Annotated in this window: 21 protein-coding genes and 1 pseudogene; 11 read left to right on the top strand and 11 right to left on the bottom strand. The window is 58.9% G+C overall.

The genetic code is table 11. From position 1 onward, the window contains the following. The first annotated feature begins 74 nt into the window (after positions 1–74). Positions 75–938: a LysR family transcriptional regulator gene (locus PSH79_RS25895; protein WP_305440269.1), complete on the top strand. Its 864-nt coding sequence runs from the start codon at positions 75–77 to the stop codon at positions 936–938. 30 nt (positions 939–968) lie between these two features. Here the strand turns inward: PSH79_RS25895 and PSH79_RS25890 are convergent, their stop codons facing one another. After that, positions 969–2,231, bottom strand: a complete 1,263-nt coding sequence (locus PSH79_RS25890; RefSeq protein ID WP_305440268.1) for a sodium:proton antiporter — start codon at positions 2,229–2,231, stop codon at positions 969–971. Between the two features lie 157 nt (positions 2,232–2,388). On the opposite strand from PSH79_RS25890, the gene PSH79_RS25885 reads away from it, so the two are divergent. Both PSH79_RS25885 and PSH79_RS25880 read left to right on the top strand, forming a co-directional pair. Beyond that, positions 2,389–3,222, top strand: a complete 834-nt coding sequence (locus tag PSH79_RS25885) for an EamA family transporter (protein ID WP_305440266.1) — start codon at positions 2,389–2,391, stop codon at positions 3,220–3,222. 40 nt (positions 3,223–3,262) lie between these two features. Beyond that, positions 3,263–3,646: an MAPEG family protein gene (locus tag PSH79_RS25880; RefSeq protein ID WP_305440264.1), complete on the top strand. Its 384-nt coding sequence runs from the start codon at positions 3,263–3,265 to the stop codon at positions 3,644–3,646. Between the two features lie 140 nt (positions 3,647–3,786). Here PSH79_RS25880 and PSH79_RS25875 read toward each other — a convergent pair whose 3' ends face one another. After that, complete coding sequence (locus PSH79_RS25875) at positions 3,787–4,968, bottom strand: murein transglycosylase A (RefSeq protein WP_305440263.1); 1,182 nt, start codon at positions 4,966–4,968, stop codon at positions 3,787–3,789. A 128-nt stretch (positions 4,969–5,096) separates the two neighbouring features. Here PSH79_RS25875 and PSH79_RS25870 point away from each other — a divergent pair, with 128 nt between their 5' ends. After that, positions 5,097–5,546, top strand: a complete 450-nt coding sequence (locus PSH79_RS25870; protein WP_305440262.1) for a cytochrome c — start codon at positions 5,097–5,099, stop codon at positions 5,544–5,546. Between the two features lie 37 nt (positions 5,547–5,583). Here PSH79_RS25870 and PSH79_RS25865 read toward each other — a convergent pair whose 3' ends face one another. The 5 genes from PSH79_RS25865 to PSH79_RS25845 form a co-directional block, all read right to left on the bottom strand. Further along, positions 5,584–5,979 carry a DUF1090 domain-containing protein gene (locus tag PSH79_RS25865; protein WP_305440261.1) on the bottom strand — a complete coding sequence of 132 codons (396 nt, stop codon included), beginning with the start codon at positions 5,977–5,979 and terminating at the stop codon, positions 5,584–5,586. 97 nt (positions 5,980–6,076) lie between these two features. Next, entirely contained in the window at positions 6,077–7,744 is a 1,668-nt protein-coding gene (gene ligB, locus PSH79_RS25860) for an NAD-dependent DNA ligase LigB (RefSeq protein WP_305440259.1), read from the bottom strand. A 231-nt stretch (positions 7,745–7,975) separates the two neighbouring features. Then, a complete protein-coding gene (gene metK / locus PSH79_RS25855; protein WP_187679704.1) occupies positions 7,976–9,166 on the bottom strand; it encodes a methionine adenosyltransferase in 1,191 nt (396 codons plus the stop codon). An 18-nt stretch (positions 9,167–9,184) separates the two neighbouring features. Then, complete coding sequence (locus PSH79_RS25850) at positions 9,185–10,180, bottom strand: metalloregulator ArsR/SmtB family transcription factor (RefSeq protein WP_305440257.1); 996 nt, start codon at positions 10,178–10,180, stop codon at positions 9,185–9,187. A 23-nt stretch (positions 10,181–10,203) separates the two neighbouring features. Further along, positions 10,204–10,422, bottom strand: a complete 219-nt coding sequence (locus tag PSH79_RS25845; RefSeq protein WP_305440256.1) for a hypothetical protein — start codon at positions 10,420–10,422, stop codon at positions 10,204–10,206. 16 nt (positions 10,423–10,438) lie between these two features. On the opposite strand from PSH79_RS25845, the gene tkt reads away from it, so the two are divergent. The 6 genes from tkt to fba all read left to right on the top strand — a co-directional run bounded on the left by tkt (position 10,439) and on the right by fba (position 16,775). After that, a complete protein-coding gene (gene tkt / locus PSH79_RS25840; RefSeq protein WP_305440254.1) occupies positions 10,439–12,436 on the top strand; it encodes a transketolase in 1,998 nt (665 codons plus the stop codon). A gap of 149 nt (positions 12,437–12,585) precedes the next feature. Further along, positions 12,586–13,638 carry an erythrose-4-phosphate dehydrogenase gene (gene epd, locus PSH79_RS25835; protein ID WP_305440252.1) on the top strand — a complete coding sequence of 351 codons (1,053 nt, stop codon included), beginning with the start codon at positions 12,586–12,588 and terminating at the stop codon, positions 13,636–13,638. Between the two features lie 12 nt (positions 13,639–13,650). Continuing rightward, the gene (locus PSH79_RS25830; RefSeq protein ID WP_305440250.1) at positions 13,651–14,814 is read left to right on the top strand and encodes a phosphoglycerate kinase; all 1,164 of its coding nucleotides are present in this window, start codon (positions 13,651–13,653) and stop codon (positions 14,812–14,814) included. Between the two features lie 34 nt (positions 14,815–14,848). Further along, a complete protein-coding gene (locus tag PSH79_RS25825) occupies positions 14,849–15,070 on the top strand; it encodes a hypothetical protein (RefSeq protein ID WP_187679698.1) in 222 nt (73 codons plus the stop codon). A 56-nt stretch (positions 15,071–15,126) separates the two neighbouring features. Then, complete coding sequence (locus PSH79_RS25820; protein WP_305440248.1) at positions 15,127–15,459, top strand: MliC family protein; 333 nt, start codon at positions 15,127–15,129, stop codon at positions 15,457–15,459. 251 nt (positions 15,460–15,710) lie between these two features. Continuing rightward, positions 15,711–16,775: a class II fructose-bisphosphate aldolase gene (gene fba, locus PSH79_RS25815; protein WP_007913760.1), complete on the top strand. Its 1,065-nt coding sequence runs from the start codon at positions 15,711–15,713 to the stop codon at positions 16,773–16,775. 81 nt (positions 16,776–16,856) lie between these two features. Here the strand turns inward: fba and PSH79_RS25810 are convergent, their stop codons facing one another. Then, positions 16,857–18,056, bottom strand: a complete 1,200-nt coding sequence (locus PSH79_RS25810) for a type II toxin-antitoxin system HipA family toxin (protein ID WP_305440246.1) — start codon at positions 18,054–18,056, stop codon at positions 16,857–16,859. After that, positions 18,053–18,304: a helix-turn-helix domain-containing protein gene (locus PSH79_RS25805; RefSeq protein WP_305440245.1), complete on the bottom strand. Its 252-nt coding sequence runs from the start codon at positions 18,302–18,304 to the stop codon at positions 18,053–18,055. The genes PSH79_RS25810 and PSH79_RS25805 overlap by 4 nt, the downstream gene beginning before the upstream one ends. A gap of 116 nt (positions 18,305–18,420) precedes the next feature. Between PSH79_RS25805 and PSH79_RS25800 the strand changes: the two are divergent. Further along, positions 18,421–18,765 (top strand): annotated as a pseudogene (locus PSH79_RS25800) (class II fructose-bisphosphate aldolase); the annotation flags it as partial. 67 nt (positions 18,766–18,832) lie between these two features. On the opposite strand, the gene PSH79_RS25795 reads toward PSH79_RS25800, so the two are convergent. Further along, entirely contained in the window at positions 18,833–19,195 is a 363-nt protein-coding gene (locus PSH79_RS25795; protein ID WP_305440244.1) for a hypothetical protein, read from the bottom strand. Positions 19,196–19,559: 364 nt separating this feature from the next. Further along, a complete protein-coding gene (locus tag PSH79_RS25790; RefSeq protein WP_305440243.1) occupies positions 19,560–19,922 on the bottom strand; it encodes a DUF6124 family protein in 363 nt (120 codons plus the stop codon). Positions 19,923–19,955: the final 33 nt, after the last annotated feature.

Raw genomic sequence — 19,955 nt, 5'->3', positions numbered from 1 at the left:
AGGAGCGCTCAGGGTAAACAGACCGTGCGGCGGGGCATAACGGCTTCGCCTTGTTCTGAGCAAAAGGAAAACTTATGGATGTCAGGTTCTTGAACAGTCTGGTCGCGGTGGTTGAAGCCGGTTCAATTGCGGCGGCCGCGCGGCGAGAAAATCGCACGGCGGCGGCAATCAGTCAGCGTGTCCAGGCGCTCGAGCGTGCGCTGGGTTGCACGTTATTGCTGCGTACCGCGCACGCCGCCCGGCCCTCGGACCAATGCTTGCTGATCCTGCCGAAGATCAGGGCGATCATCGAACTGGCGCAGGAGTTACACGGCGACCTGCACCACGATGGACTGATCGGTGAAGTGACAATCGGCGCGATTTCCACGGCGCTGACCGGCGTGTTGCCGGGCTTGATCGAGCGACTGGCGCTTTCGGCACCGGATTTGAAGCTGAAGATCACCCCCGGCGATTCAAAAAGTCTTTACGAGAAAGTGCTCGCCGGGGAGCTGGACGCAGCGATTCTGGTCAGGCCACCGTTCCAGCCGCCGAAAGCCTTGGCGCTGACTGTGCTCAAGGTCGAGCCGCTGATTCTGGTTGCCCCGGCCAAGTATGCCGGGCAGTCACTTGAAGCGCTGCTGCGAGAACATCCATTCATTCGTTATGACGCGCGCTCATGGGGAGGGCAGATTGCCCAACGCTACCTCGATGAACAGGCGATCGAGCCGAATGTGTTGTGCGAACTGGATGCGCTGGAGACCATCGTCATGCTAGTCGCACAGGGGATGGGGGTATCGCTGGTGCCGCAATGGGCAGGGATGGCACTGGACGGCTTGTGCGTCATGCCGGTGGGCGGCGGGCAGCGTTATACGCGGGAGTTGGTGGTGATGCATGGTTCGACACCGCACCGCCCGTTGGCGATGCGGCATCTGCTTGATGTGCTGGGCAGTGCGTCGTGAAGGGCTCCGCGACGGTGCCGCGTTGATGCGTCAGTGTGCGGGTTGCGTCACGTCACCCGGCTCGTTGCGAGTCGCGTGTTTGACCAGTTTGCCGATGGTCAGACCCTGCAACAGGATCGACGACAGCACCACAATGTAGGTGATGCTCAGCAGCAAATCACGCTCCGCGCCAAGCGGCAGGGCCAGCGCCAGTGCCACCGAAACACCACCGCGCAAACCGCCCCAGGTCAGGATTCGGATGGTGCCGCTCGGCACAGTGCGCCAGCGCCGCAGCAGCAGGATCGCGGGGGCCACGGTCAGCAGACGTGACAACAGAATCGCCACCGCCAGCAAACTTGCCGCTGCCACATGCAACCAGTTGAACGGCAGCAGCAACAGTTCCATGCCGATCAACGCAAACAGCAACGCGTTGAGCATGTCATCGAGCAGTTCCCAGAAACCGTCGAGGTATTTGCGCGTCATGTCATTCATCGCCAGGTTGCGGCCCAGATTGCCGATGATCAGACCGGCAACCACCATCGCAATCGGCGCGGAGACGTGCAGCTCGGAAGCCATCGCCGAACCGCCGATCACCAGTGCCAGGGTGAGCATCACTTCGATCTGGTGCTGCTCGATGCTCTTGATCATCAGGTAGACCAGATAACCGATCAGCCCACCGAACAGCACACCGCCGATGGCTTCGTGAGCGAACAGCATGGCCGTGGCGCCGACGGTCGGGGTTTCGCCGAGTTGGGCGATGCCCAGCAGCACGGTGAACACCACAACCGCGGTGCCGTCATTGAACAGCGACTCGCCTACGATGGTGGTTTTCAGCGGTTTCGACGCATTGGCGGTACGCAACACGCCGAGTACCGCGATCGGGTCGGTCGGGGAAATCAGCGCGCCGAACAACAGGCAGTAGAGGAAGCTCACGTGCCAGCCGAACAGGGCAAAAATGTAATAGGCGAGGCTGCCGATCACCGCAGTAGCGATCAGAACACCGAAGGTTGCCAGCAGGCCGATGGGCCAGCGGTAGTTGCGCAGGTCGTTCAGGTTGACGTGCAAGGCGCCGGCAAACAGCAGGAACGAGAGCATCCAGTTCATCAGCAGATCGCCGAAGTCGATCTGGCCGATCAGTTGCTGCACGCGCTCTTCGAGGCCGGGGTAGCCGAGCAGGCTCAGGCCTTGCAGCAGCAGGGAGAACAGCAGAGCGGTGACCATCACGCCGATGGTGGGTGGCAGGCCGATGAAGCGGAAATTGACGAAGGTGAGGAGGGTGGTGAGGCAGATGAAAGCGGCTACGAGTTCAAGCATCCGGGGTCCTTTGGATGAGGAGTGGAAAGACAGCGCACCGATTCCTCGGTGCAAAGGTTGGATGGGCTGATTCGGGGCGGGGACACAACTGTGTCCCCTCGGTTGGTCAGCCGCACACATTGGTGTAGGGTCAACAATAAAAATCAAGGAGTGAAACGTGCTGGCGACAGCTCTGGTATTGGTGGCGGCGCTGTTGCATGCGGCGTGGAATACCCTGATCAAATTCAGCGCCGAACGGCTGCTGGTGGTGGCGTGCATGGATACCGTGGCGCTGCTGGTTGTCGCCATTGCGCTGCCCTTCGTGAGTTTGCCGCCTGCGCAGATCTGGCCGTGGATTCTTGCATCGGCAGCCTTCGAGTTGCTCTATCGCTATCTGCTGATTCAGGCCTATCGGGTCGGCGACCTCGGGCTGGTCTATCCGTTGATGCGTGGTTTGTCGCCGCTGGTGGTGCTGGCGCTGACCCTGATCTTTGCCGGTGAAGTGCTGACCACGCAGCAGATCTTCGGGATCATGCTGATTCCATTCGGCATGGTATGTCTGCTGTGGCAGGGCGGTGGCGGGAAACATTTGCCATGGTCAATGCTGCCGGTGGTGGCGCTGATTGGCCTGTGTATCGGTAGCTACACCTACATCGATGGACAGGCGCTACGGCGCTGGTCGCATCCGCTGGATTATCTGGTCTGGGTCACGCTGCTCAGCGCCTGGCCGTTTCCGCTGCTGGCGTGGGTCGCCAAACGCCCGGCGTTCATGCAGTTCTGGCGTGAACAATGGAAGCTGGGGCTGGCGGTCGGATTCTGCGTGTTGTTCAGCTACGCTCTGGTGCTATGGGCGATGCAATTGGGCTCGATTGCGGAAGCGGCGGCGTTGCGCGAGATCAGTGTGATTCTGGTGGTGCTGTTCGGCATGCGCTACCTGAAAGAACCTTTTGGCCGGCCACGGCTCTTAGCCTGTGGGTTGGTGCTGATCGGCATGCTGGTGATGAAGTTCTGACCGCCCGCGAATTCTATAACTCGAAAAAAAGGACGGCGTTATGACGGTGGCTCTGTGGTGTGTATTGATCGCGATCTTCTTGCCGTATGTTTGCACGATTGTGGCCAAGGCCTCGGGCGGTTTCAGGCTGAGGGACAATCACGATCCCCGGGATTTTCTCGACAGCGTTGATGGCGTGGCGCGACGGGCGCATGCCGCGCAACTGAACAGTTTCGAAGTGATGCCGGCGTTTGCCGCGGCGGTGATCGTCGCACATCTGGTGGGGACTGCCGAGCTGGTGACGGTGAACGTGCTGGCGGTGCTGTTTATCACCAGTCGCCTGCTGTACATCATTTGCTATCTGGCGGATTGGGCGGTTCTGCGTTCGCTGGTGTGGTTTGTGGGGATGGGGTTGATTGCTTCGTTCTTCTTTGTGTCTGTCTGATTCTAGGTTGCTGCTGCCGGCCTCTTCACGGGCAAGCCCGCTCCCGCAGGTATCAACGGTGAGCACAAATGCTGTGTACACCAAAGAACCCTGTGGGAGCGGGCTTGCCCGCGAAGGCGATTGATCAGGCAGCAGACCTCTCAGGATTTGTCCTTGGGTGTATCCGCCACCTGCGGTACTTGTGGCAGTGGTGCGCCTTTTGGCCAGAGCATCCAGATCTGCCCCTGCTGTTTCATGTCCCCGGCCAATTGCCCGGCTGCATCACCGGTGCCCCAGAACAGATCCGCACGCACCTCGCCGGCAATCGCGCCGCCGGTATCCTGCGCCGCCACTGGTCGCACCAGTGCTGTGCCATCCGGGCGAGTGGTCGATAGCCACAACAGGCTGCCCAACGGAATAACCTTGCGATCCACTGCTGCGCTGTAACCCGCCGTGAGTGGCACGTTCAGCGATCCGCGCGGGCCTTCGTTGCTGTCGGGGTTACGGGTGAAGAACACGTAGCTCGGGTTGCTGCCCAGCAGTTCCGGGATGCGCGACGGGTTGGCCTTGGCCCAGTTGCTGATCGTGCCCATGGTCACGTCTTCTTTTTTCAGCTCGCCTTGCTCGACCAGCCAGCGGCCGATGGGCCGGTACGGGTGGCCGTTTTGGTCGGCGTAGGCGATGCGTAGCTGTTTCCCGTCTTGGGTCTGGATCCGCCCGGAGCCCTGGATTTGCAGGAATTGCAGGTTCATCGGATCAGTGAGGTAGGCCACCACCGGCGCTTTCACGCCTTTTGATTCAATGGTTGCCGCGTCGTCGTACGGCTTGAGCACCCGGCCTTCGAGGCGCCCGCGCAGGCGCTTGCCTTTAAGCTCCGGATAAATGCTGTCCAGCGAAACAATGATCATGTCCTCGGGTACGCCGTAAACCGGTACGTTTGCCGTTTCGGTTGGTGTCAGGCTGCCGGGATAGACCGGTTCGTAGTAGCCGGTGATCAGGCCGTTGGGGTTGTCGTTCTCGGCGCGCAGGCCGAAGACATCAAGATTCTGTTTCAGAAAGGCGCGAATCTCGTTGGCGCTCTGCGGCACATTGGCTGCCGCCGCGCAGGTAGTGCCCCAGACCGGATCGGCCTTGAGTCGATTACAGGCGCTGCGCCACGAACCGAAACCGGCGACCAGATCGCTATCGGACACCGCCGGCAGTGCCTCCCAGGTTGCGCTGGAATAAGTGGCCAGCGCATGGGTTTTCGGCTTGGCGCTGTCGCCACCGGTGCAGCCGGCGAGAATTGCCAGCAGGGGCAGGGTCGCGATCAGTGGGTGACGCCAGGCCTTGAAACTGTTCATGGAGTGATTCCTGTGCAGGTTGCCTCAGTGCTCCATGCGCTCAAGCAACCCGTATTTTTAATAGGGCTATTGGTGTTTATCGGTGACGCGGGGATACTGGCCGCCGATTTCCGTGACCTGAAGCCACCATGACTCTTAAAATTTTTTCTGTTGTATTGCTGGCCTGCCTGACCTTGTCCGCCTGTGGCGGTGTCGATCCGAATTCTCCGCTGGGGCAACGCAAGGCGATCTTCAAACAGATGCTCAAGACCGGTGAAGACCTGGGTGGCATGTTGCGTGGACGCATTCCCTTCGACGGGCCGAAATTTGCTGAGGGCGCGGTGAAACTCGATGCGCTGTCCCATGAGCCGTGGCAGCATTTCCCGCAGGTTCGCGAAGAAGATCACACCAGTGCCAAGGATGATGTCTGGCAAAAGCAGGCGCGCTTTCAGGAAATGGCCCGCAACCTTGAAGCGGCCACCGGTGAATTGGTGATCGCCAGCAAGGTTCAGCCGTACAAGGCCAGTAATCTCGGGCCTGCGGTGCAGAAAGTTGAAGATGCCTGCAGCGCTTGTCATAAAGAGTTTCGCGATCATTGAGATTTAGAAGATCGCAGCCTGCGATCTTTTGATTTTTTTACTTATCGATCTGATCCAGTGCGTCCTGCAACTCTTTGCGCGACTCGGCGAGCTTGTTTTTGCGCTTGTCGATCTTTTCCGGGTCGCCTTTCTTCATGGCTTTGTCGAGGTCAGCCTGGCGCTGGCTGACTTCGTGCTTGGCTTCCAGCACCTTGTTCTCGCGTTCCTTTTTCAGGCCTGCGTCGGTGCAATGTTCGGTGACCTCACGCAGAGCGGTTTCCAGGCCCGCCTGCTGATCGGCATTACCGCGCGACTTGGCCTGTTCGATCTGGTTGATGATGCCCTGCTTCTTGGCAGCGCAACCGGTCAGGCCCGGACCATCTTCTTCGGCCATCACGGGAGCGGCCATGGCGGCGCAGAGGGTGAGCAGGGCGAGCGGTGCGAGAAATTTCATAAAAGCTCCATGTGCAAAGACAATCGGGTCGGTTGGGCACTGCGCTGTTGGAGCGCCTCGGTGGTCGTCGGGTTCCCGGCGGGCCGGGATTGCATGTTCAGAAACCGTCGATTCCGGCGGCGTGTAAAGTTTCGCTCAAGGCTAGCACCTGCGGGTCGCGGAAAAATGCGCTCAATTGCGCCGCGCGACCGGGGCCGATGCCGGCTTCTGCCTGCCATTGTTCGGTGTCACGTTGTGCCAGCACCTGCCACGAGTCAGGGAGTTGCGCCTGACCGGTCGGCGGTAAACCCAAGGCCTTGAGCCATTGGGCGAACGGCCGTTGGCGAGCGCTGTGAATACTGTGCATCAGGCGCGCGCTGCTGCGTTCGCCGAAGCCGGCAATGTTAGCAAGCTCTGGCTCGTCGAGGGTCAACCAATCCAGCAGGTTGTTCAGGCGGCCTGTTTCGAGAAGTTTCTCCCAAGTGCCGCGACCGACATGCGGCATAGCGAGTCCTTGCTTGCCACTGAGCCAGGTCAGGCGGGCGAGAAACTGGCTTTCGCAGCCGGGTGTGGGTTGCCAGCAGCTCAAGGCGTGAAAGTCGCTGACGCTGGGGATTTTGAGTTGCGCACGTTCAGTGCTATGCCATACAACGCTGTCGAGTCGCGGAATCGTCAGGCCGGCGAGACTGATTGCCACTTGATCGCCGGGGCGGATGTCCAGCTCCTGCCAGCGCTTGAGTGAGCCGGCGCTGACCCGTTTGATCTCCCGGTCATCGAGCATGACGGGCGTCAGTTCCAGCACTGGCGTGATGCGCCCGGTGCGACCGATCTTGAAGTTCACTTTGCGCACTTCGGCCAAGGCTTGGGCAAACGGATATTTCCAGGCGATGGCCCAGTGAGGCGAACGCGCCTGCCAGCGCTCGGCGGGTGGGCGCTGGCTCTGGCGCAAAACCACACCGTCAGTGGCGAATGGCAGGGGCGAGCGGTACCAATGCTCGCGCCATTTTTGTGCCTCGACGAATTGCGGGACGGGATGGCTGTAGGGTGCTGTTGCGGCGAACCCCAGCGCTGCCAATCTCGATAACCTTTGAGGCAAGTCTTCTGGCCCTTGCGGCCAGTCCCAAACGAACAGCCCGATCCCGGCGGCTTGTTCTGCGCTCAGGGATTTGCGTCTCATCAGGCCGGCCACCGTGGCGCGGGCGTTGACGCTGCCGGATTTAGCCTGAACATGTTCGTTCAAGCGCCAATAGAGTTCGCCTTGCACCAGCAGATCCAGCGGTTGCTTCAGTCGTTGCGGGATGGCGGCGATACTGCGCGCCGAGGCTGTCCAGTCCTGGCCGCTGACGCCGTCGCCGCGACTGATCACTTGCTGCAAAAGTCCATCGCGATAAATCAGCGTCACGGCAACGCCATCGACCTTGGGTTGTACCCATACCCCTTTGCGATCACGCAGCCAGGCTTGCACGGCCTCGGCTTTGTGAAGTTTATCCAGGCCGGTGTGGGCGATTGGATGGGCGACAGCGCCGGAGACCGTGCGCAAGGGCTCGATCGTCGCTGGCGACTTGAAACACCCTCGCCACTCGCTGAGCCGAACGCGCGACTGGTCGTAAAGTTCGTCGGCAATCAATGAGCGGCCTTCGCGGTGGTAGGCGTCGTCCCATTGGTCGAGTTGTTTTTGCAGAGCGGTGATTTCGCGTTGGGCCTGGGCGGCAGACCAGCCTGGACATTGGGAGGCGTGGGCAGTCAGGCTGATGAAACCGAGTAGAACCAGAAAAGAAAAGCGCATCGTGAGCGTCCTTGCTCATGGGGAACCCTGAAGGCTAGTCAGGATTTCGAGCGAGGTCGGGCGGGTGTTTTGCGGGGTGTTGCGGAGCGTTAAAGTCAAAAGATCGCAGCCTGCGGCAGCTCCTGCAGAGATCAATGTAGGAGCTGCCGCAGGCTGCGATCTTTTGATCTTCAATCCATAAAAAAGCCCCGCACGGCGCAAACCGTGCGGGGCTTCTCATGCAGCAGGGAATTACAGGCCGGCAGCAGTACGCAAAGCGTCGGCGCGGTCGGTTTTTTCCCAAGTGAAGGTGGTGAAGGTGTCTTCGCCAACCGTCTTGGTCTGCGAAGCACGGCCGAAGTGGCCGTAAGCTGCAGTTTCCTGGTACATCGGGTGCAGCAGGTCGAGCATGGTGGTGATCGCGTATGGACGCAGGTCGAACACTTCACGCACCAGTTTGACGATCTTGTCATCGCTGATCTTGCCGGTGCCGAAGGTGTTCAGCGAAATCGAGGTAGGCTGGGCCACACCGATCGCGTAGGAAACCTGGATCTCGCAACGCTCGGCCAGGCCGGCAGCAACGATGTTCTTGGCAACGTAACGGCCAGCGTAGGCAGCCGAACGGTCAACCTTCGATGGATCCTTGCCGGAGAATGCGCCGCCGCCGTGACGGGCCATGCCGCCGTAGCTGTCGACGATGATCTTGCGACCGGTCAGACCGCAGTCACCTACCGGGCCGCCAATGATGAACTGGCCGGTCGGGTTGATGTGGAACTGGGTGTCTTTGCTCAGCAGTTCGGCAGGCAGCACGTGCTTGACGATCAGCTCCATCACGCCTTCGCGCAGGTCTTTGTACGATACTTCAGGGTTGTGCTGGGTCGACAGAACAACGGCGTCGATACCGACAACCTTGCCGCCTTCGTAACGGCAAGTCACTTGCGACTTGGCGTCCGGACGCAGCCAAGGCAGCAGACCCGATTTACGGGCTTCGGCCTGGCGTTGCACCAACTGGTGCGAGAACGTGATCGGGGCTGGCATCAAAACGTCGGTTTCGTTGCTGGCGTAGCCGAACATCAGGCCCTGGTCGCCGGCGCCCTGATCTTCAGGCTTGGCACGGTCAACACCCTGGTTGATGTCCGGGGACTGCTTGCCGATGATGTTCATCACGCCGCAGGTAGCGCCGTCGAAGCCGACTTCGGAGCTGGTGTAGCCGATGTCGCAGATCACGTCACGAACGATCTGCTCCAGGTCAACCCAGGCGCTGGTGGTCACTTCACCGGCAACGATGGCCACGCCAGTCTTGACCAGGGTTTCCACCGCAACGCGTGCGTGTTTGTCCTGGGCAATAATGGCGTCCAGCACCGCATCGGAAATCTGGTCGGCGATTTTGTCCGGATGTCCTTCAGACACGGACTCGGAGGTGAAGAGGGAGTATTCGCTCATCTCGATGTTTTCCTGAATTTACCGATGGTGAGTGTCGCCAGCCGGTCGCTGAAAGTGGCGAACCTGGATCTGGAAACCATTACGTAAGCCTACATAGAGGCTTTCCCCGGGAACGAGTCCCGCAGCGGTGGCCCAACGGGCCAAATCGTCCTGTTCAAACCCCAACCACAGATCACCGCAGGCCTCCCTGGCCCAACTCTGGTTGTGGCTACATAACTCTGTCACGAGCAGGCTACCGCCCGGTTGCAGCAGGTCGGCCATGTGCTTGAGTGCTTCGGCCGGCGCGGCGAAATGGTGCAAGACCATATTCAGTACCACGCAATCGGCCTGAAGGCTGCTGCCGTTCAATGCATCGGCCAATTGCAGGCTGACGTTAGCCAGCCGTTCACGTTCACATACCTGACGGGCCAGTTCGAGCATCGCCGGGCTGTTGTCCAGCGCGGTTACGGTGCCGAAGCGGCGAGCCAGTTCCGGCAGAAAAGCACCATCGCCGGGGCCGACTTCAATGGCCGTGGCAGCATCATTGAAGTTCAGTTTGTCGAGCAGGGCGAGCACGCTTTCGCGGTATTGCGGCAGACCGGCAATCAAGTCTTGCTGGGCGCGGAATTTCTCCGCGACCCGGGCGAAAAAGTCCTGGCTGGCCGCAGCACGTTGCCCGTGAACCTCGGCGATGCGCGCCTGCACGGCATCCGGCAGCGCCAGATTGTCGACTTCTTCTAACAACGCTGCGTGCAACTTGCCGCCCAGCAGTTCGGTATGGGGCAGGGCGCGACGATAGAAAATCGCATTGCCTTCACGGCGAGTTGCCACCAGCTCGGCTTGGGCCAAGACCTTGAGGTGGTGACTCATGCCGGACTGACCCATGCCGAAAATCTGTGCCAGTTCCAGTACACCAAACGAATCGTTGGCCAGCGCGCGCAATACATTCAGCCGCAACGGATCGCCGCCGGCCTTGCACAGGGCCGCCAGCTCGTCGCAATCGTCATGACTCATGGAAGGCGCGCGTAAGTTCATGGGGCAGCAGTCTAGAGACGGGGTTAAAACCCTGCAAGAGCAATATCAAAAAGTTTTGATATTGCTCGATAGATGGCACTTCTCACGAGATGGTTAACTCTACAAACGAGCAGCGGAAAGGTTTCACCAACAGAAACCGCCGCTATCCATTGGAAAAACGCCTCTGCATGACTATCTGTCATTGCCCCGAGGCGCTCCGGTGAGGGAAAATGCCCTCCTTTTTTCCGTTCCAGTTTATTCACACCCAGGAGATCAGCGATGCCTAGCCGTCGTGAGCGTGCCAACGCCATTCGTGCCCTCAGCATGGATGCCGTGCAAAAAGCCAACAGCGGCCATCCCGGTGCCCCTATGGGTATGGCAGATATCGCCGAAGTGCTTTGGCGCGACTACCTCAAGCACAACCCGAGCAATCCATCATTCGCCGACCGTGACCGCTTCGTGCTGTCCAACGGCCATGGCTCGATGTTGATCTACTCGCTGCTGCACCTGACCGGTTACGACCTGTCGATCGAAGACCTCAAGCAGTTCCGTCAACTGCACAGCCGCACCCCTGGCCACCCGGAATTCGGCTACACCCCGGGCGTCGAGACCACCACCGGCCCGCTGGGGCAGGGTCTGGCCAACGCCGTGGGCTTCGCCCTGGCAGAAAAAGTCCTGGCGGCGCAGTTCAACCGTCCGAGCCACAACATCGTTGACCACCATACCTACGTGTTCCTGGGTGATGGCTGCATGATGGAAGGCATTTCCCACGAAGTCGCTTCCCTGGCCGGTACTTTGGGTCTGGGCAAGCTGATCGCTTTCTACGATGACAACGGTATCTCCATCGACGGCGAAGTCGAAGGCTGGTTCACCGATGACACCCCGAAGCGTTTCGAAGCCTACAACTGGCAGGTGATCCGCAACGTCGACGGCCATGATCCGGAAGAGATCAAGACCGCCATCGAAACCGCTCGCAAGAGCGCACAGCCGACCCTGATCTGCTGCAAGACCACCATCGGTTTCGGTTCGCCGAACAAGCAGGGCAAAGAAGACTGCCACGGCGCCCCACTGGGTGACGCGGAAATCGCTCTGACCCGTCAGGCGCTGAACTGGAACCACGGCCCGTTCGAAATCCCGGCCGACATCTATGCCGAATGGGATGCCAAAGAAGCTGGCCGCGCTGTTGAAGCCGAGTGGGATCAGCGTTTTGCTGCTTACTCCGCCGCGTTCCCGACCGAAGCCAACGAACTGATCCGTCGTCTGAGCGGCGAACTGCCGTCCGACTTCTCGGAAAAAGCCTCGGCCTACATCGCTGAAGTGGCAGCCAAAGGCGAAACCATCGCCAGCCGTAAAGCCAGTCAGAACACCCTGAACGCCTTCGGCCCGCTGCTGCCGGAACTGCTCGGCGGTTCTGCCGACCTGGCCGGTTCCAACCTGACTCTGTGGAAAGGTTGCAAAGGCGTCAGCGCTGAAGATGCCAGCGGCAACTACATGTACTACGGCGTGCGCGAATTCGGCATGACCGCAATCATGAACGGCGTGACCCTGCACGGCGGTCTGGTGCCTTACGGCGCAACCTTCCTGATGTTCATGGAATACGCTCGCAACGCAGTGCGCATGTCGGCATTGATGAAGAAGCGCGTAATCCACGTCTACACCCACGACTCCATCGGTCTGGGCGAAGACGGCCCGACGCACCAGCCGATCGAGCAACTGACCAGCCTGCGCACCACGCCGAACCTCGACACCTGGCGTCCAGCCGATGCCGTGGAATCGGCAGTGGCCTGGAAAAACGCTCTGGAGCGCAAGGACGGCCCGTCGGCGCTGATTTTCTCGCGTCAGAACCTGCAACACCAGGAACGCGATGCCGGCCAGATCGCCGACATCAGCCGCGGTGGCTACGTGTTGAAGGACTGCGCAGGCGAGCCTGAGCTGATCCTGATCTCGACCGGTTCGGAAGTGGGTCTGGCTGTTCAGGCCTACGACAAACTGACCGAGCAAGGCCGCAAGGTGCGCGTGGTTTCCATGCCTTGCACCAGCGTGTTCGATGCTCAGGATGCTGGCTACAAGCAAGCGGTTCTGCCGTTGCAGGTTGGCGCGCGTATCGCGATCGAAGCGGCTCACGCTGACTTCTGGTTCAAGTACGTGGGTCTGGAAGGTCGCGTGATCGGCATGACCACTTACGGTGAGTCGGCGCCTGCGCCAGCGTTGTTCGAAGAGTTCGGTTTCACCCTGGAAAACATCCTGGGTCAGGCTGAAGAGCTGCTGGAAGACTGATCCAGAGAGATGTCGTCTGAGCTGGCGCCTTCGCGAGCAGGCTCGCTCCCACATTGGAACGCGTTTCCCTGTGGGAGCGAGCCTGCTCGCGAAAGCGTTGGTTCGGGCAACATCGCACTGCCTGATTCACCACGGTAATCGAGAACCCCATGCCTCAACCGCGTCCCTTCAAAGTTGCACTCAACGGCTACGGCCGGATTGGTCGTTGCGTCTTGCGTGCGTTGTTTGAGCGAGGCGAAAAAGCCGGGTTTGAAATTGTCGCGATCAATGATCTGGCCGACATGGCCAGCATCGAATACCTGACACGCTTCGACTCCACCCACGGTCGCTTTCCTGGCGAAGTGCGGGTCGAGGGCGATTGTCTGCATATTAATGGCGACTGCGTGAAGGTCCTGCGCAGTGCCACCCCCGAAGGCATCGATTGGGTGTCGCTTGGCGTCGATCTGGTGCTGGAATGCTCCGGCGCTTACCACACCCGTGCAGACGGCCAGCGTTTCCTCGACGCCGGCGCGCCGCGTGTGCTGTTCTCGCAGCCGATGGCCAGCGAGGCGGATGTCGACGCCACCATCGTTTACGGCGTCAATCAGGATTGCCTGACCGGTGATGAGCTGCTGGTGTCCAACGCCTCCTGCACCACTAATTGCGGCGTGCCGCTGTTGCGTTTGCTGGACAAGGCCATTGGCCTGGATTACGTGTCGATCACCACGATTCACTCGGCGATGAACGATCAGCCGGTGATCGACGCCTATCACCACGAAGACCTGCGCCGCACCCGTTCGGCGTTCCAGTCGGTGATCCCGGTGTCCACTGGTCTGGCGCGCGGTATCGAGCGCCTGCTGCCGGAACTTGCCGGGCGAATTCAGGCCAAAGCCGTACGCGTGCCGACGGTCAACGTGTCCTGCCTCGACATCACGATGCAGACCGCCACGGCGACCGACGCCAACGAGGTCAACCGAATCCTGCGCGAAGCCGCCACCAGTGGCCCGCTCAAAGGTTTGTTGGCCTACACCGAGCTTCCCCATGCAAGCTGTGATTTCAATCATGACCCACATTCGGCCATCGTCGATGCCAGTCAGACCCGTGTTTCCGGCCCAAAGCTGGTGAATATCCTGGCCTGGTTCGACAACGAATGGGGTTTTGCCAACCGAATGCTGGACGTTGCAGACCACTATCTGCAAACAGCAACTTCAAAAAAACCGTAGGAAGTGCGACCCATGACCGTGTTGAAGATGTCCGACCTCGATCTGCAAGGTAAGCGCGTATTGATCCGCGAAGACCTCAACGTCCCAGTCAAGGACGGTGTTGTCACCAGCGACGCGCGTATCCTGGCTTCGCTGCCGACCATCAAGCTGGCCCTGGAAAAAGGAGCGGCGGTGATGGTCTGCTCGCACCTTGGCCGTCCGACCGAAGGCGAGTTCTCTGCCGAGAACAGCCTCAAGCCAGTCGCCGACTATCTGAGCAAGGCCCTGGGCCGCGAAGTGCCGCTGGTGGCTGATTACCTGGGCGGCGTTGACGTCAAGGCCGGCGACATCGTGCTGTTCGAAAACGTGCGCTTCAACAAGGGCGAGAAAAAGAACGCTGACGAACTGGCCCAGCAATACGCCGCACTGTGCGACGTGTTCGTGATGGACGCTTTCGGCACCGCGCACCGCGCCGAGGGTTCGACCCACGGCGTGGCCAAGTTCGCCAAAGTCGCCGCCGCTGGCCCGCTGCTGGCTGCCGAGCTGGATGCACTGGGCAAAGCCCTGGGTGCTCCGGCCAAGCCAATGGCTGCCATCGTTGCTGGCTCCAAGGTGTCGACCAAACTCGACGTGCTGAACAGCCTGAGCCAGATCTGCGATCAACTGATCGTCGGCGGCGGCATCGCCAACACCTTCCTCGCCGCAGCCGGTCACCCGGTCGGCAAGTCGCTGTACGAGCCGGATCTGCTCGACACCGCCCGCGCCATCGCCGCCAAGGTCAGCGTACCGCTGCCGGTTGATGTTGTGTGCGCCAAGGAATTCGCTGAAAGCGCTGAAGCCACCGTCAAGCTGATCGCTGACGTCGCCGCTGATGACATGATTCTGGACATCGGCCCGCAAACCGCTGCCAACTTCGCCGAACTGCTGAAGTCGTCGAAAACCATTCTGTGGAACGGTCCGGTCGGCGTGTTTGAATTCGACCAGTTCGGCAACGGCACCAAAGTGCTGGCCCAAGCCATCGCTGACAGCGCTGCGTTCTCGATTGCGGGCGGTGGCGACACTCTGGCCGCCATCGATAAATATGGCGTGGCCGAGCAAATCTCCTACATTTCCACCGGTGGCGGCGCGTTCCTCGAATTCGTTGAAGGCAAAGTGCTGCCTGCCGTAGAAGTCCTGGAAAGCCGGGCCAAGGCCTGAGGCCGCCCGTTTGGCCAGGCAAAGGAGTGGTCACATGGTCAAGTCGTTAGCATTGTTGTTGCTGACCGGTACGCTGGCGGCCTGCGGGAGTAACCCGAAGGCCGAAGCGACACCTGCACCCAGCGAGTCGCAGAAGGGCTGTTATCAGGCCGACTGGCAGGCCGAAACCAACCCGGTGCTGAACAAGCGCTCGGGGCCGGACGGTCTGGACAAATACGAAGCGCAAACCCCGGCCAAGGAACATGGTTGTCCTTGACGGGTCTGACTCTTAACTCATGGCTGGCGGCGTGCGCCGTCAGTCGAGGAACACGGATGAAAGGCTTGATCGCCATTGCGGCGTTGGCATTGTTGGGCGGTTGCGCGCAGTTGAACCTGTTTCAGACATCCGCCCCGGCGGATAACTGGACCACCTGGACCTGCGACAGCCAGGCCAAAGTGCTGTGGCGTTACGCCGATGCCGGCCAGAAGGACGTTGATGTTCGACTGGGTGGCGGTGATCAGGTCTATCGCCTGAAAGAAGAGCCGGGCGCCTCGGGCACGCTGTACAGCGACGGCATGCTGGCGTTTCACATCAAGGGTAACGAAGGCCTGGTGTACTGGGTCGCTACCAATGACCTGATCGGCCGCGGCTGTAAAGCGCCGTAATTGACACACCACAGTTCTAATGTGGGAGCGAGCCTGCTCGCGAAAGCGCTCTGACAGGCACTGTATCTGCGACTGCAAGATTGCTTTCGCGAGCAGGCTCGCTCCCACAGGGGTTCTGTGTAGCTCTCAGGATTTTGCTTTATCGAATCACCAGGCCGGGCTTAGACCCCCGATCTGCAATCACTTGAATAGCCGCCGCCGCTCCGGCAGGCTGGCACGATTAACGACCCAAACCGGGAGAGACACACACAATGGCACTTATCAGCATGCGCCAGATGTTGGACCACGCAGCCGAGTTCGGCTACGGCGTTCCAGCCTTCAACGTCAACAACCTTGAGCAGATGCGCGCCATCATGGAAGCCGCTGACAAGACTGACTCCCCGGTGATCGTTCAGGCTTCGGCCGGCGCCCGTAAATACGCTGGCGCGCCATTCCTGCGTCACCTGATCCTGGCCGCGATCGAAGAGTTCCCGCACATCCCGGTGTGCATGCACCAGGACCACGGCACCAGCCCTGACGTCTGCCAGCGCTCGATCCAACTGGGCTTCAGCTCGGTGATGATGGACGGCTCGCTGGGCGAAGACGGCAAGACCCCGACCGACTACGACTACAACGTCCGCGTCACCCAGCAGACCGTGGCCATGGCTCACGCCTGCGGCGTATCGGTAGAAGGCGAGCTGGGCTGCCTGGGTTCGCTGGAAACCGGCATGGCCGGTGAAGAAGACGGCATCGGCGCCGAAGGCGTTCTGGATCACAGCCAAATGCTGACCGACCCGGAAGAAGCCGCTGACTTCGTTAAACGCACTCAGGTGGATGCCCTGGCCATCGCCATCGGCACCAGCCACGGCGCCTACAAGTTCACCAAGCCACCTACCGGTGACGTGCTGGCTATCGACCGCATCAAGGAAATCCACAAACGCATCCCGAACACCCACCTGGTGATGCACGGTTCGTCCTCGGTGCCACAAGAGTGGCTGGCGATCATCAACCAGTACGGCGGCGACATCAAAGAAACCTACGGCGTACCGGTTGAAGAAATCGTCGAAGGCATCAAGTACGGCGTACGCAAGGTCAACATCGACACCGACCTGCGTCTGGCCTCCACCGGTGCGATGCGTCGCCTGATGGCCACCAACCCGAGCGAATTCGACCCGCGTAAATTCTTCGGCGCCACCGTGACTGCGATGCGCGATGTGTGTATCGCTCGTTATGAAGCGTTCGGCACTGCCGGTAATGCTTCGAAGATCAAGCCGATCTCGCTGGAAGCGATGTACCAGCGTTATTTGAAGGGTGAGTTGAACGCCAAGGTTAACTAAGCCTGAGCGTTAACTTGCTGATTCAAGAAACCCGCCGAGAGGCGGGTTTTTTGTGGGCGATAGTTTTTTGCGATACTGAAGCTATCCAAAAGTCAGAGAAAAGGGCGCTGCCGCTTGCTCAATGGCGCTGACGACATGAGGCGCTTGTTCCCGGTATTGAGGATAGCGGTCAAGTACAGCTTCAACCGAAGCGAGCAGTCGCTGTATGCGTTCCTTGGGGTGCTCGATCTCACAGGTGTGCGCAAATTCCAGTAGTCCCTGGCGAGAAGCGAACATGGACTTGTTGCCCACTAGATCCAAAGCCAGGACATCTTCCGGAATATAGGCCGTGGTGTTGACGATGTCGTAAGCCGGCGCTAAATGCGCATCGCGTTGGGTAGGTTCCGAATAGAGCAGCCCGAAGTTTTTCAAATGAGCGTCGCCATTCCCAACGATGCAACTCAGGGCAACGCTATCGAAGAGTTGATCAAGCGACGTACGCAAGTGTTTCGCCGGGCAAAACACTCGAACAGCCTTGGCGATTGCCGCATAACTCTTGCTGTACTTCTGGTTAGCCGATAGCCCCATCAGCACTGCCATGTCTTCAAAACCAATCGGGTTGAGCTGCTCATCGCGGTCGAAGCGGCGCATGACGAACAGCTTGGCGTTGTCGGAAAGGTAAAACGGTGGAACGGGAATACCCGCGTCTTTCGCCATGGACATGCAGAGGAATTCATTGATCGCCAGGCCCGGGAATTCGTCTCTGCCACTTTTGATGATCAGATCCGAAGTTTTCGATGTCACTCGCGCCAACCCGGCCTCCTGCCGTTCCGGCACCAGCAACTTGGGTTGAACACCTGAAATGCCTGCCCGCAGGATGTAGCGATCAAGCATGTCGGCGAAGATATCTTCCGTGCCGTCCCAGGTGAGAATCTCTTCGAGTTTTTCTCCCGGAAATTCTTGCTCCTCAAGCAAGGCGTCAACTGTTTCAGAACGTACGTGAACCCTGCCAATGGGCGATGTGCTGCCGGAAAGCGCCAGTAGCAGCATTGGATCGACGTTTACAGTCTTGGCCAAGCGATTGCGTAACTGCTCCAGCACATAGCCTTCTGGCAGGTTCATTTGAAAAACAGGGTGCAGTTCACGCCGACGAAACTCGTCATGCCGTACAGGCATCGAGAGGCTGATCGCCATTTGTGGCGACGCATCTTCGTGATAACGGAACGTGAAATCTTTGGCATCGCTGAAAAGCCTGCCGCTATTACCTTCAGGGGTACTGACTTGAAGAGAGGCCATTTTCATTCGAATAAATCCCCAAGCTCTTCAAGGGTTGGCATCGTTGCTGGAACCACTGCGAGTTCGCAGTCCAGAGCGGCCAAAACGCGCGCGTAAGCGATCATGCCGACAGAAAGGGTGCCTTTCTCAATCGCGATGATTTTGTATCGTGTCAGTCCCGCCAGATCGGCAAGCTGCGCTTGCGTCAGGCCACGATTTATACGTTTTTCGCGTAATTGGAGGCCGAGCCGGTTAATCAACAGAGAGTGGTCCATGTGTCGCTACCGTAACATTTGTTGTTGAAGGTAGCGTATACGAAACATTTTATCCACGCTTCACTGCGAACTGCTGCCCTTGCTGATGCACGTTTACTCGCCCATGAAACCGGAAGTGGCTGGCGATCATCAACCAGTACGGCGGCGGCATCAAAGAAACCTACGGCGTACCGGTTGAAGAAATCGTCGAAGGCATCAAGTACGGCGTGCGCAAGGTCAACATCGACACCGACCTGCGTCTGGCCTCCACCGGTGCGATGCGTCGCCTGATGGCCACCAACCCGAGCAAATTCGACCCGCGTAAATTCTTCGGCGCCACCGTGACGGCGATGCGCGGTGTGTGTATCGCTCGTTATGAAGCGTTCGGCACTGCCGGTAATGCTTCGAAGATCAAACCGATCTCGCTGGAATCGATGTACCAGCGTTATTTGAAGGGTGAGTTGAACGCCAAGGTTAACTGATTGATCACTGTTTCAGCGGTAATAAAAACCCGTCGTTAGACGGGTTTTTTGCGTTTGATAGAAGATCTCAGCTTTTTGTGAAGGTGACGTTGTAAGTTTTACCTACATTCGGGCCGCCGCGATCAACACGAACGGTTCCGTCTAAGTTGGAATAGTTTCTGTCAGGCGATCTCAAACTGATGCTGAGCACGTTGTGTTCAGAGCTCCCTGCTTCTGCTCGAAGATTAAAGGATACAGCAGATTCATCCGTTAAATTCTCATACGTGAAACTTCCATTAACGTTAAAACCAAGCCCGTAATACTCCATGCTGCCTTGGCTTATGTTGCCCGTCTGTGGATCTGAAGAAGTTATTTTAAGTGTGGCCTCATGACTCTCGCCGGCATCGTATACGCGACCCCTATAAGTTCCATTTGGGTTGATCTGGCCCATGGTATTTCTCCTGTATTTTTTGACGAACAGTGAATGGCTTGTTTTTCCATCCGTTTTTCTGATGTTTCGATCCAGAGGTTATGAGGCGGCATGTAATTCGTCACCTGTCAGAGTTGACAGGTGTAGAGATGTTTTTGCGATCAATGGCCCTTTAAAAAGAAATAAGCGTATTGTGTGGGCTGGTCAAAATGGGTGGAAAAGGTAATTAAACAGGAAGCGTGAAAAGGATGAATTTATTTCGTCATGACTCAGTCACTGTTATTGGAAAGTGTGAATGCTGAGGTGAAATTCAGGATTAACTAAGCCTGAGCGTTAACTTGCTGATTCAAGAAACCCGCCGAGAGGCGGGTTTTTTTGTGGGTGACTACTCCTTCAACTCCATGTGATCCAGTGCCTGATTCACCGCCAATTCACCAAGCATGACGACCTGCGCAATCCCCAGCGCAGTCTTGCGGTGCGAGGTGTCGAGCATGGCGGCGAAGTTGTTGAGCATTTCGGTGGCGGAACCCAGGGTTTCGCTGGCGTTGGCCAGCAGGGATTCGGTGTTGTACTTCGGGTTGGCGAAGTACATGGCCTCGGGTTCGTGGGTGCTGGCCATGATCGCGGCGGCCGGGTTGAGGTAGTGGTCGAGTGCGCGCTCGGCGGCGTCGTGGAATTTTTTTGAGTTGGGAGATACGTAGGGGGAGGCCGGGTCAGTGACCGGCGGGTGTGGCGTTGATTTGATCATGTTTCGTCTCCGGTAAATGGAGCCGACACCGGA

The sequence above is a fragment of the Pseudomonas sp. FP2196 genome (assembly GCF_030687715.1).
Lineage (GTDB): Bacteria > Pseudomonadota > Gammaproteobacteria > Pseudomonadales > Pseudomonadaceae > Aquipseudomonas.
This window is presented reverse-complemented; position numbering and strand designations above follow the sequence as displayed.